This window comes from Velazquezella soli, from assembly GCF_977018685.1.
Genome location: NZ_CDRNXF010000004.1, coordinates 2399731 through 2411198 on the forward strand (window position 1 = coordinate 2399731; position 11468 = coordinate 2411198).

Here is an 11468-nt window from a genome sequence, read left to right on the forward strand (position 1 = left end):
AGAAAGGCCCGATGCAGAGCACCCGGAGCCCAGTCACGGGAACGTGAGCACGGATTGTCCGTCACGTGGGAATGAATCCCACCTCCAGGGGTTCTTACCCACTATTGTCGAAAGGAAGACCTCATGCGCGCCAAAGTCACAGTTCTTATCGCAACGGCGGTCGGCATAGGCCTCTGTTCCCTCAGCCCCGCCTTGTCAGAACAGCAGCACCAGCATCATCAGCCCGAACCGGCGGGCAAGATTGAAGCAGCAGATGCGTTCTCGGCAAGCATGAAGGCTGCAATGGAAAAGATGCATGCCGGCATGATGTCGGTTCCTGAGACCGGAAATCCGGACAGGGACTTCCTGGCGCAAATGATCCCGCATCATCAGGGCGCTGTCGATATGGCCAAGGCGGTTCTGGTCAGCACGAAAGACCCGCAAATTCGAAACCTCGCTCAATCGATCATCACCGAGCAGACCTATGAGATTCAACTGATGCACGCGATGCTCGATCAGTCGGGAAATCAACCTGCCGCACCTCTGGAGACTGTAAAATGAAACGTTCCATCCTGGTTCTGATGTCCGCACTCGCAGCATCTCCCGCCCTGGCTCTTCCGGACGCCAAGGATCGAGTCTATGCCGCCGACCAGAACAGCAACACGGTTTCCGTCATCGATCCCTCGACGAACACGCTTCTGGGTCTGATCAAGCTGGGTGATCCAAGGCCGAACGTCCTGAGCCCTCTCTACAAGGGCGAGGTCAATGTTCACGGTCTCGGCTTCTCGCCGGACCATAAAACAATCGTTGCTGTCTCCACCGTTACCAATTCGGTGACCTTCATCGATACCGCGACCAACAAGGTGAAGGGTGTGACCTATATCGGCCGCAACCCGCACGAAGCCTTCTTCACACCCGATGGCAAGCATGTCTGGGTGACGGTGCGTGGAGAAGACTACCTGTCGGTCATCGACGCCAAGACGTTCAAGGAGACCGATCGGATCAAGACGGAGAGTGGCCCCGGCATGACGATCTTCGCGCCAGACGGCAAGCGCGCCTTCGTCGCAAACAGCTTCAACCCCGTCGTCCAGGTCTTCGACGTGGCGTCGAAAAAGCTGCTAGCTGCCATCCCGGTCGTGTCGCCCTTCTCGCCGTTCATACAGGTCACGCCCGACGGCAAGGAAGCCTGGCTGACCCACAAGGACGTCGGCAAGGTAACGCGGATCGATACCAAAACCCTCGAGGTCAAGGGTGTTATCGATACCGGCCCGATCACAAACCATCTGGCCTTTGCCAAGACACCCGCTGGCACCCTCGCTTACGTGACCATTGGCGGCGAGAATGTCGTGAAAGTCTACACACTCGATGATGAAGCCAAACTGGTCTCCACCATACCGGTCGGTGCGCTTCCGCATGGCATCTGGGGCTCCGGAGACGGCAGCCGTATCTATGTCGGACTGGAGAATGGCGATGCGATCGATGTCATCGACACCGAAAAGCAGACGAAGATCGCCCACATCCCCTCCGGCCAAGCTCCGCAGGCCCTGATCTATGTTCCCGACGCAGTTGTGGGCGGTGATGGCCGTCAAAACTTGGAGCCGCGAAAGGATATGCCCGAGAACATCACCCTCATGCTCAAGCCCGCAGAGAATATGGAGGGCAGCGGCATGATCGTTTCGCGCAATCTCGGTTTGATCGATATCGTCGACGTCAGCGTTTCCAAGCTGAAGCCGGACACCACTTACACGCTGCTCTTCGAAGGCCAGCCGGAACCGATCGTCGCCTTCAAGACCGATGCCAAGGGGGCCGCGATGGCATCCGCAACCAGCCCCACACGCGCGATCGTCAATGCGGGTGAAGCGTCAGCATCTCCCAACGTGATCCTGGTCGAAGGTGCCAAACCATCAAGGGATGCCGTTTTGAAGTCTCGATAGGATTGTCGGTTGGAGAGCCGCAGGCGTAGTGCTATTTCCTTGAACGGCGTGCGCCTGCCGCTATTAGAGCAAGCAGATGACCTGTTTGGCCGACTGCAGACCAAGGCCTCGGCAGGGCTACGCCAAAAGCGACTATTCCCCGTAGAATGCAGAATGATAGCGCACCACCCCATCACGCTTGTCATCTGAGAAAGCTAGGCGTTGGAAATACTCTTGGGGAACGCCTGGAAACTGGAGCGAGGCGTCAGGATGAAACCCGAAGCGACCATAATAAGCAGGATCACCCAGAACAACGCACCCCCGCGCACCCAGTGCTTTTATCTCGTCAAGTCCAGCTTCAATGAGTCGAGTACCAACACCTTGCCGCTGTTGATCAGGTTTTACAGCGACGGGCCCAAGACCGTACCAATCGACAGATTGTCCGTTGATCTCGACCGGTGAGAAGGCAATATGGCCTGAGATCACGCCATCCCGTTCTGCCACGAGGGATATTGTCAAAGCACCTGTTGCTCGCAAGGCCTCGACAATCGCTCCTTCTGTTCCGTCACTGTGAGCCGCGTTTTCGAACGCGTTTGCGACAAGCGTTTGGATTTCTGGAATGTCGAGGGAGGTTTCCGAGCGTATTATCATAGGAGATTTCTAGCAAACGACCTTTGCGATGCCAATAGCAAGTCCGCTTCGGGCCAAAAGGTGACTATCCTGTCAGAGTGTCATTCCGTGACGGCATACGACTATGACGGCAAGCGGTGGCTCTATCGGCCTGACGGATCGCGGACGGAAATCGACAAGGACGGTGATGCCATTACAGAAAACCCATGAGAACCGCGACAAGCTGATGGAGATCGGCAGGGATGCGATCGAACGCGCCCGCAAGGCTGGCATTGCGCCGCCCTCGGTCGCTGTTCGGAAAGCTGATAGCGTGATCGATAGAGGCACGGCGATTACCCCTGTGCAAATCGGGTGGTCCGATCCGCTCAACACGGTCGACGATCTGGCGGCTTACCTGACGACGAAATGGCCCGCCTCGGACGTGGGCGAGGCGTATCTTACGGCCCTTATGGTCTGTGAAGCCGTCTTGCGCGGTAGCGAGGACGACACGGCCGAAGACGCGAGGGCGGCTTTTGTCGAGGCGGCGCGTGAGGCGGGCTTGTCGGTCTGTGGCGATGATGACGGAGCTGATTTTTAAGCCTTTTTCTTAGGCATCGGCTAACGCCCACTTGTTACGACACCTTGGGGATTTAAAAGGGGTCTGATCAAATGCGCGCAATCTTGCAGCCTATGGAAAAACACCTGTCGTTCACCGCGATAGGCGGCTTGATAGGGGTTTGCAACGACATTGCAACGCCTCTTGCAGGGTCGAACATTTACGGAGTTATGGCGGGCATCGGCGCGCTCGTCCTGGGCTTTCTCGCCGCCGCAACCCTTGGCCGACACAGCGACATAACGAAAGGGCTGCTTGGGGTCGGCTTGATAATGACCGCGCTAAGCCTGTTCTTCCTGTCGCAAGAACCCGCTGGCCCCGAAGACAAAGACACTGGCTATCTCGCCTCCCGTTTTCAGGTGCTGGAAAAGGTGCAAGGCGAGCTCGTCAGCAAGCTTGGCGACATTCATCAGGAAACCGTCAAAATCGCTGACAACACCTCCCAAATCGTGGTGAATACTGACGATCTTCGGATTATCGCGATTGACGAGGAACGGTTTGGTCTGGCCGTAAAAAACGGCGACAAGCGAACGGTAGCACTCGGTTGCAAGTCGGGAATGCGGGCCACTAGCTATATCTTCAACGGTGGCATTCACGGTCGCGACGGGCCGGGCAATGGCAATTATCACGACGACGAAATGGTGGCGTTCCTCATCAAGCAGGATTGCGTAAACGCCGCGAAGCTGTGTCCCGCACTGCTCGAAAGCAAAACCACGATCGACTATATGGCTGGCCCGGGCGCTCGGTTCGCGATCCTTGATCGAGTTTCATTGATATGCGGGGCAGATATGCGGCGGCGGGTTGCGCAGTGGCAGGAAGCAGATACGGAATGGCGTAAAAGATACTAGGTTCCTATAATGAAGGTTATCGGCACTCAGACATTGCCGAAACCCATATCCTGCTTTTGTACCTAAAGCCGCCCAGGTTCACTAAGGCGCCGTCGCGAAACGCGAAAAGCCGCTGTCGTCGGACATTTTGCGGCAAGGTCGGCCGCTCGCGGTCGGCGCGTAGCCGTTGAGATCAAAGACGACTGACCTTTGCATTGCGTCCCGCGATCATTGATGCCATTTTCGCGTTATAGCTGTGGGGTGGGCAATAATTGATGAAGAAAATTACCATGTCTATTTTGGCGGCGGCTCTGGTCGGCTGCACCTCTGGCCCCGCCCCGAATTTCTATAATGGCCGATATTACATGGCTGGCGATCCAACCTGTAAGAATCTGCGCGGCATATCGCAAACGAGGATCATGTGTTCCGACGCACAAGGAAAGGACACTGGCTGGCGCGATGCCATGACAGATCAACAAATTCAAATGTTCCAGTTTCAGCAAATGCAGCAACAACAGTCTTCTGCCGACTTAAACAGAATGATTGCCGCAAACAATCAGGCCATGTCAGCCCGCCAAATCCCTCAATACAGCGCACCAAACGTCATGCCACTTTCGCGTCCTGGCGGTGATCAGGTCAGGTGCATAAGCGCTGGCATTTATACGAATTGCCGCCAATATTAACAGGCGGGCTTAATCCAGTCGCTTGCGTTCTGTCTCGCAAGGGGGGGCGGCGGTCGTGACCGCTCCGCTGTATCTGTCTTGGGATGGCTTCACCCATCGCCGTGTTGTTCAGGGCATCCTTACCCTCGCCGTCTCTGCTATCCCGGCCGGAATATGGATTTTTACTGCAAATCCGCTCGCGAATGGTGGATCAGAAGAGAAATAGGGGCAATTATGGCTTCCATGTAATGCGAGATAATAGGGGAGCGGGCATGCGAAAGTTTATCTCTATAGCCCTCGGCATAGCACTGGTGATCGGCGGGGCTTGGGGATTCCTTTTCATGCTTTTCAACAGCGACAGAGTTGCCCTAATAGTCTGGGCGGCTCCTATTTCTGTATTCGCTTTTGGTTGCGCTCTCCTGTGGGAAGACGTTACGGGGTTTCTCAAAGGGAACGCTATGTCCCTTTTCACGGCTAGGGTTTCGGGCGATCTCTTTGACCTTGGCCTAGACGTAAAGCGTCTACCTGATCGCCCGCGGCAAAAATTCTTCGATGAATGCCTAGCCGTCCACACGGCGACAAAGGGCGTTTACAAAAGCAAACGTTTAGCGATGCGGTTCTTTGTCTGGTATGTTTTCGAATGTCCCGACTTCGACCAAAAGGCATTCATTCGAGACGGTGTACTGACTTCCTCGATCTCGATTATGAAGGGTTGGGGGCAACAAGACCCCGAAATGTTAGACGCTGCGGAACGTGAAAGCGGTACGATCCGCCGCTACCTGCATGACAAATTCGAGACGATGGACATTCCACGCGAACAAATTCTTGAGGCCCAACTTAGGATTCTCGAACTGTAAGAGCGTCATCGGAGGATCGCGAAGGGCGGCATTAACATGAGCGACACGACAAAAAGCCGTAGTCTGCAAATCAGCCTGAGATACACGGTCGCGGACTGGCGCGGCCTCGTCCTCAATGCCGACAATCCGAAACAAGAGGACTGGCTAAAGGCCGTCGATGTCCTGCGGGACCGCATAGAAGGGCGGTTTATCAAGCCCGCGCAAACCCTCATCGACAATGACACCAAGCCGCCGACTTTCGGCTTTGCGATCTTCGCACTTGATTGCCTCGTTCTCGAAACCATTGAGGGGTTTAGGCGGGGCGTAACCGATGGCCAAAGCGGATCGCTGTTCAGAGGGTTTCTGAGCGCTTGGCAACCGTTCCTGGCCTGCCTTGGCGAGGGCATGGTTGCTGACACGAAAGCGAGCGAATTCTATATACAAGGGCGGTGCGCCCTCCATCATAGCGCCGCGACCGACAAAATGAAGGTCGGCATTAGCGGCCCGCTGATGCAGTTCGATGACGGCAATATCATCGTGAACCGCACCAAGTTTCACAAGGAATTGGTGGCGGAATTCAAGGGCTACCTCGCTGTCTTGAGCGACACGGATTCCATCGATCTTCGAAAGAAGTTCTTCAAGAAAATGAATGCGGTCTGCGGGGTTAACCCATTGTGATCCTGCGAGGTGTCGGCTGGCCGTCGTAGAAGGAAAGCAGGTAGCCGCAACACTGGCGAGGTTCATGTTCGAACAACGGCCCGGGTAATTGCGGAGAGGCGAGCAAGCAGCTACGATCAATTAATAGTTGCTGAACGCTCAGAGGACGAGGCAAAAATGCCGCAGGAATTGACAAGCTTTTCAATCGAGACTGATGATGTGGACAGCAATAGCGTAGATGAAAGCGGGTCAGATGAAGGCGGGTTAGACCTTCCTGAAAACCAGCGTCAGGCTGTAATGCACCAACGCAATACATCCTTGTTTGAATATCACCGACTGCATCAGCAGGGCCGATTGAACCTCAATCCCGACTGGCAGCGCGAGTATGTCTGGAAGGGCAAGCGGCCGTCGCTCCTGATTGAATCCCTTCTCATGCAAATTCCGATTCCGGTTGTTTTCATGTCGCGAACTCCAGACGAAGAACTTGAGGTCATAGATGGCGTTCAACGCCTCACAACTATCTTTAATTTCTTTAACGGAAAGTTCAAACTAAAGGGTCTCGAAGCCTTCCCAGAGTTAAACGGAAAGACATTTTCTCAACTCGATAAAAAAATTCAACAAAAACTCGAAGATTCTGTAATTACGTCGTTCGAGCTCTCTTCAAATACGCCTCAAGATTTGAAATTTACGACATTTGAACGCATCAATACGGGCGGAATGTCTCTGAACGAAATGGAAATACGTAATTGTATTTATCGCGGAAAGCTTAACACTAAGATTCAAGAACTTACCAAAGTACCCGATTTCGTGAATGCCGTAAACATTCGGAACCTTTCAGACCGAATGTTCGACAGAGCTCTTGTCCTGCGGTTCCTAGCATTCGATACGCTCAAGCATGATCGGGCGACAGCCGGAATCAAGTCTTTCTTAAACCGCTTTTTCGAGACTTATAGAAACACCAGCGAGGATAACCTCGATGATTTTGAAAAGCGCTTTAAACGCTCGATGCGCAATTGCTACACGGTTTTCGGCGGAAATGCGTTCCGCATTAGAAAACACGATAGAAACGGCAATGGTGAATGGGCTGCCCAAGCCAATGCTGCTATATTTCAAGTAATTTCTACTTCTCTGTCCTCCTATGATTCAGCACAGATTTCATCGAAAGCGGACATGATTATGGAGGAATACCTTGATGTCCTCGATGACAGCGAGTGGATCGATGCAGTCACAAAATCTACTGGTGACTCCAAAAAAATCAAATATGCCTTTGATACATGGAATAGGCGGCTTCAAGCCTTGATGGCGAGTGTCGACGGCCTCGATAATAAAAGGCTGTTTTCGACAGCCTTAAAAAAAGAGCTTTTTGAGCAAGAGAATACCTGCGCCATTTGCAACAATGAAATCAAAATGCTGACTGACTCTGCCGTGGATCACGTCGAACAATATTGGCGCGGTGGGGCCACGATACCGTCAAATGCCCGCCTTACACACCGAACATGCAATCGCGCCCGCTCTCGAAACGGCTGATACCGTCCACAGAGAGGATAGAGGCATGCACGAATGGGTTTTGCCTGTGATCTGCTACCGCTCGCATTCGACGGCCTTCGTGGCCGCAAAAGAGCTAGAGGCGGGACTGGTAGTCATCGACAATCCTATTGCCCTAGCCGCTTCTTCGCCGCTCGCTGGTCTGTGATGCACTGCTCTACACCTTCCCAGTAATCGCCAAAGGCTCGCCTGCAGAACCTCATGATGGGGTCTGCTGCAGCGGCCTGACGTGCCACCTCTGCATTTTTCTCCCCGTAAACATACTTGGTCCCGCTTTTTTGGAGGATAGCGCAGTCCAGGGCAGCAGCCTTTGAAGCCTCCTTCAGGCATTCGCGCATGACGTTCTTCTTCCATTGCTCAGCATATTGAGCACCAAGACCAGGTTCGTTTTCCTCTATCAGGTCCGTTTTCCAAAAACCGACTTCATGGATTTCGGAAAAGCAAGTTAGTGCGTTTTCAGTGTTCGACATTTTGACGCACAGTTTGGCTAGGCGCTTTGCATCATACTGGATGCAGCAATCCGCATTCCTAGCAAAAATCTTTCCGCACTCAGTTGAGGCAGGGCTATCACCCAAGACAGCTTCACATGTCTGTAGCTGATCCTCACGTTGATTTTGCTGTGCATGGACTGGAAAGGCAACAAACCCGAACGCCAATACCAATAGCCATTTCACCCTCGCCATCGCGGCTCCCCCTTACGTAAATCATTTCTCTGCGCCGCCATCGGAACTCGTCTTGCTCTCCAACGGCGGGCTGGCCGTGGTAGACGGACGGCATGGAGCCTTTAACTCTGGAACGGATCACGCGCTTTATAACGGCGCGGGCCGTCCTGTTTCATGATGTTCCAGCCCGTAGGCAGTAGGAGCAAGGCAAGCTCGAATGCACCTGTAACGGCAATCTGCGGGTAGAGGCCAAAGGTCTTCGCGGTGAAGTATGCGATCGCGGCATAGATGATCAGGGCAAAGCCCGCGCTGTTCCAGTTCTTAAAGCCTATGTCCACGATCCGCCGAAGTCGGAAAAGCAAGCTGTAGACGGCGGCTATGACGGCCCAAATGATGATGACGGCTAACGGCCATTTCTGCGTCTCCATCAGCCCCGTATCGCGGGCTATGAAGCCGAACCCAAACCCAATCCCCCATATGATCGCATTGCCGACAAGGTAGTGCTTGCGGTCCAGCGGGGCGGACGTTCTGAAAATTAGTCCAATATCCATGTTTTCCCCCATCGATCGGGGAAAGAAAGCACAAAGTAGACTGGTTGAATAGCGGGCCGACTATCGGCTGCTGTCTTCCGTCGGCATCATGTCCTGTCGCGTTGACCGCGGCCTGCTGAAGCAAAGCCAATGGATGACGGCCGTTGCCTGGCCAGCGACCGACAGGTGTCAGCTTCGGCTGGAGCAAGTCCTGTAGGCCGACGACATCTTCTAACAAGTCTGTACGGGTCCTCGGCGAACGGGTACCGAGGTAATAGGAGAGACTTTTCGGCATCGCGTCTCTAGCGGCAAGAGATCGCGCGACCTCCAAATCCTCTAGGTAGAAGGAGTTCATGATGCTCGGCTCAGGCGGTACTTTGCTGAACATCCACTCGAAGCGTTTGACGGCAAAATATGGCGCCTTGGTTTCCTGTGTCCCAAGATCAAGAGCCTGGACGAGCCAGGCGTAGAGGTTCTGAATATGGCCCTTGGTAAGGGGTTCAATTTCATTGTCTCGATCGCGCGATATCAGCTTTTCCCTGAAGGCCTTCGTTAGAGGCTGCTGTTGCCGTGGCCAGTCCGCAAGCTTCCTAAGATCGCCCCTCAGCGCCACTGGCACGCCCCACGCAAAACTGGATATGCAGGCGCTTTCGTCTTCCTCGAGAGGCCTTCCTTCCTTGTCCAGTATCACGCTGGCTATCGGGCTGAAGCCTTTGATCGTCGGCATCTCAGGTCTGGGGTCTGAGTACACCTTCAACAGTTCTTTGACGGCCGGGGCCATGGCGATGGTGCCGAGGTAGAGTTCGAAATACAGGCGCTTTCCCGGACGGGAGGTTTCGCTGATCTCCCATGGCAGTTTGGTCTTCTCGAACATTGCCAGTGCGGAAGTGTCTCTGCCGACAATGTCCTTTTCCTTTTTGAAGCCCTGTGGGGAAAGCACCTCCAGAGCCGTCCAGGCGCTGAGAATATCGGTAGCTCTGTTCGTGATTGGCGGCATCTCGATTGGGCGCGACGCAACGGGCCTGGTCGGCGATGCGGCCCTTACTGGTGTAGGCTCCAGGCGCTTAGATGGCGGCGACGACCTCGGCGTTTCCGTCGGTGTCGTCTTTGCTTTCGGTATGGGCGAGTTGTTTTTGCCTTGGTCGCTGGCGATGCGCTGCTTGAGTGCCGCAGCCTTCTGCGTAGTTCGGTGGTTCAACTCCGCGCTAAGAAGGTCAGCTGTTTTTTTGTCTGTGCCACTGGCTTCGTACATCGCCTCGAGTTCGACGATCGACTTAGAAAGAAGCGGACGTTTCGACATCAATCACAACCTATGCATAGCGATCTACTGTGGGACAAGCGGACAATACCCGACCTTCAACCAGTGTGCCCAGGAATTCAACCGGCGACGTCCGAGGTGAACCGTTTATGTGTGAGCTGGTGAACATCACCGCTAGCGTATGTCTTCCGGCGATGCGAATTCCGGGCTAGCTTCCCTCCCTAGACGTGGTTCAAGGCGCTGATGGCAAAGAGCATAATTCTCGCCGACCTGACTGCCTGCGATGACGGCACTGTCCTCGTAGCCAAAGATGCCGTTGACGGATCACGGCGGCACATTTCACAGGTTGCGAACGGCCTCCGTTACGATTCCGTCTGCTACGGATGCGGGCGCGCTCTGGTCGCCAAGAACGGGCGACCAGAATCGTCATCATTTCGCGCACCAGCCCGACGAGGTCACGGCGAAATGCGCCACGGCGGGCGAGACCGCGCTCCACATCCTCGGCAAGTAGATCATTGCCCGCCACAGCCGGATCACCCTGCCAGAGACCTGGGTAGCCGACCTCGACGCAAACGCATTGTCGTGACCCCGCCGCTCCATCGATCTCACGGACATACACCTCGAGATCGCCGTGGGAGAGCTTGTCCCGGACATCATCGCCGTGACACCTGACGGCCGCCGGCTTTTCCTCGAGATCAAGAACACCCACGGTTGCCCACCGGAGAAAATGGAAAAGCTGGTGGGCATGGACGTGGATGGCCTGGAGATCGACGTCTCGGGTTACTGGGCGCATGCACTCGACAGCCTTGACGAGGTAGTCTTGGACCTTGCGCCGCGGGAGGTCCTGCAGAGTGCCGCCTTGAAAGCCAGGGTCGCAAAACTCGCCGACTACAAGAGGCGGCGTGAGGAAGCCCGGCTTGCGGAAGGCCGACGCAAAGTCGCTGTCTTCAGGGATCAGGACATGGGGACGTCAAAGCGCGCGTCCGAACTTGCCGACTGGATGGTTGAGATCGGGCTTTCCGAATTCATGGACCTAGATGACGTGCAACCGTCCGCCTTCCTAGTTCCACGCCGACAAACGCAGGCCGCGATCCTGTACAGGCTGATGGACACCAAGTACCCCGCCATGGTCGGCGCGGTGCCGGAGCTGGAGCGACTGCGCGAACGCAAATGGCACTCGTGTTCGATCTCGGAAGCCTCGAAAGCGAAGTCGTCTACAATGGTCCAGAGGAACCCGTGATCAATCTGTTGCCGAAAGTTTGGGTCGGGCAGAGAACAGTATCGATGGCGCAAATGAGGCTGGCGGATGATAAGGTGCGCGAGGAGCATCGATTGTATCGAACTGGTGGCCGCTAAAATAATAACCGCGGGCGAATT

General features: G+C 54.8%; 13 protein-coding genes and 1 pseudogene. 10 read left to right on the forward strand and 4 right to left on the reverse strand.

What is annotated here, in order from left to right; translation table 11 throughout:
- Positions 1–123: 123 nt before the first annotated feature.
- Positions 124–540 carry a DUF305 domain-containing protein gene (locus AC0JZ8_RS15155; RefSeq protein ID WP_113110900.1) on the forward strand — a complete coding sequence of 139 codons (417 nt, stop codon included), beginning with the start codon at positions 124–126 and terminating at the stop codon, positions 538–540.
- On the forward strand, positions 537–1913 hold the full coding sequence (locus AC0JZ8_RS15160; protein ID WP_113166465.1) for a YncE family protein: 1377 nt from the start codon (positions 537–539) through the stop codon (positions 1911–1913). Before AC0JZ8_RS15155 ends, AC0JZ8_RS15160 begins: the two co-directional genes overlap by 4 nt.
- 132 nt (positions 1914–2045) lie before the next feature.
- On the opposite strand, the gene AC0JZ8_RS15165 is transcribed toward AC0JZ8_RS15160, so the two are convergent.
- Positions 2046–2543 carry a GNAT family N-acetyltransferase gene (locus AC0JZ8_RS15165; protein WP_113110902.1) on the reverse strand — a complete coding sequence of 166 codons (498 nt, stop codon included), beginning with the start codon at positions 2541–2543 and terminating at the stop codon, positions 2046–2048.
- A gap of 166 nt (positions 2544–2709) precedes the next feature.
- Between AC0JZ8_RS15165 and AC0JZ8_RS15170 the strand changes: the two genes are divergently transcribed.
- The 6 genes from AC0JZ8_RS15170 (at position 2710) to AC0JZ8_RS15195 (ending at position 7623) form a co-directional block, all read left to right on the forward strand.
- Positions 2710–3099 (forward strand): DUF982 domain-containing protein, encoded by a 390-nt coding sequence (locus AC0JZ8_RS15170; RefSeq protein ID WP_471892872.1) that lies wholly within the window; start codon positions 2710–2712, stop codon positions 3097–3099.
- Between the two features lie 71 nt (positions 3100–3170).
- Entirely contained in the window at positions 3171–3962 is a 792-nt protein-coding gene (locus AC0JZ8_RS15175; protein WP_471892873.1) for a hypothetical protein, read from the forward strand.
- A gap of 254 nt (positions 3963–4216) precedes the next feature.
- Positions 4217–4624, forward strand: coding sequence for a hypothetical protein (locus tag AC0JZ8_RS15180; RefSeq protein ID WP_471892874.1), 408 nt, complete (start codon positions 4217–4219; stop codon positions 4622–4624).
- 251 nt (positions 4625–4875) lie between these two features.
- Positions 4876–5460 (forward strand): hypothetical protein, encoded by a 585-nt coding sequence (locus AC0JZ8_RS15185; protein ID WP_471892875.1) that lies wholly within the window; start codon positions 4876–4878, stop codon positions 5458–5460.
- Between the two features lie 36 nt (positions 5461–5496).
- Positions 5497–6117, forward strand: coding sequence for a hypothetical protein (locus AC0JZ8_RS15190; RefSeq protein WP_471892876.1), 621 nt, complete (start codon positions 5497–5499; stop codon positions 6115–6117).
- 156 nt (positions 6118–6273) lie between these two features.
- A complete protein-coding gene (locus AC0JZ8_RS15195; protein WP_471892877.1) occupies positions 6274–7623 on the forward strand; it encodes a GmrSD restriction endonuclease domain-containing protein in 1350 nt (449 codons plus the stop codon).
- A gap of 125 nt (positions 7624–7748) precedes the next feature.
- Here AC0JZ8_RS15195 and AC0JZ8_RS15200 read toward each other — a convergent pair whose 3' ends face one another.
- The 3 genes from AC0JZ8_RS15200 to AC0JZ8_RS15210 form a co-directional block, all read right to left on the reverse strand.
- Entirely contained in the window at positions 7749–8324 is a 576-nt protein-coding gene (locus tag AC0JZ8_RS15200; protein WP_471892878.1) for a hypothetical protein, read from the reverse strand.
- 101 nt (positions 8325–8425) lie between these two features.
- Positions 8426–8641 carry a hypothetical protein gene (locus AC0JZ8_RS15205; protein ID WP_471892879.1) on the reverse strand — a complete coding sequence of 72 codons (216 nt, stop codon included), beginning with the start codon at positions 8639–8641 and terminating at the stop codon, positions 8426–8428.
- A complete protein-coding gene (locus tag AC0JZ8_RS15210) occupies positions 8625–10133 on the reverse strand; it encodes a hypothetical protein (protein ID WP_471892880.1) in 1509 nt (502 codons plus the stop codon). The genes AC0JZ8_RS15205 and AC0JZ8_RS15210 overlap by 17 nt, the downstream gene beginning before the upstream one ends.
- A gap of 589 nt (positions 10134–10722) precedes the next feature.
- Here AC0JZ8_RS15210 and AC0JZ8_RS15215 point away from each other — a divergent pair.
- On the forward strand, positions 10723–11331 hold the full coding sequence (locus AC0JZ8_RS15215) for a hypothetical protein (protein WP_471892881.1): 609 nt from the start codon (positions 10723–10725) through the stop codon (positions 11329–11331).
- Positions 11223–11447 (forward strand): annotated as a pseudogene (locus AC0JZ8_RS15220) (DUF6998 domain-containing protein); the annotation flags it as partial. The gene AC0JZ8_RS15215 and the pseudogene AC0JZ8_RS15220, both read left to right, overlap by 109 nt.
- Positions 11448–11468 lie beyond the last annotated feature (21 nt).

What these genes read in the sequence shown, in the direction of transcription:
- AC0JZ8_RS15155 (WP_113110900.1), top strand. Translation starts at nt 124, where the DNA reads ATGCGCGCCAAAGTCACAGTTCTTATCGCAACGGCGGTCGGCATAGGC.
- AC0JZ8_RS15160 (WP_113166465.1), top strand. Translation starts at nt 537, where the DNA reads ATGAAACGTTCCATCCTGGTTCTGATGTCCGCACTCGCAGCATCTCCC.
- AC0JZ8_RS15165 (WP_113110902.1), bottom strand. Translation starts at nt 2,543, where the DNA reads ATGATAATACGCTCGGAAACCTCCCTCGACATTCCAGAAATCCAAACG.
- AC0JZ8_RS15170 (WP_471892872.1), top strand. Translation starts at nt 2,710, where the DNA reads ATGCCATTACAGAAAACCCATGAGAACCGCGACAAGCTGATGGAGATC.
- AC0JZ8_RS15175 (WP_471892873.1), top strand. Translation starts at nt 3,171, where the DNA reads ATGCGCGCAATCTTGCAGCCTATGGAAAAACACCTGTCGTTCACCGCG.
- AC0JZ8_RS15180 (WP_471892874.1), top strand. Translation starts at nt 4,217, where the DNA reads ATGAAGAAAATTACCATGTCTATTTTGGCGGCGGCTCTGGTCGGCTGC.
- AC0JZ8_RS15185 (WP_471892875.1), top strand. Translation starts at nt 4,876, where the DNA reads ATGCGAAAGTTTATCTCTATAGCCCTCGGCATAGCACTGGTGATCGGC.
- AC0JZ8_RS15190 (WP_471892876.1), top strand. Translation starts at nt 5,497, where the DNA reads ATGAGCGACACGACAAAAAGCCGTAGTCTGCAAATCAGCCTGAGATAC.
- AC0JZ8_RS15195 (WP_471892877.1), top strand. Translation starts at nt 6,274, where the DNA reads ATGCCGCAGGAATTGACAAGCTTTTCAATCGAGACTGATGATGTGGAC.
- AC0JZ8_RS15200 (WP_471892878.1), bottom strand. Translation starts at nt 8,324, where the DNA reads ATGGCGAGGGTGAAATGGCTATTGGTATTGGCGTTCGGGTTTGTTGCC.
- AC0JZ8_RS15210 (WP_471892880.1), bottom strand. Translation starts at nt 10,133, where the DNA reads ATGTCGAAACGTCCGCTTCTTTCTAAGTCGATCGTCGAACTCGAGGCG.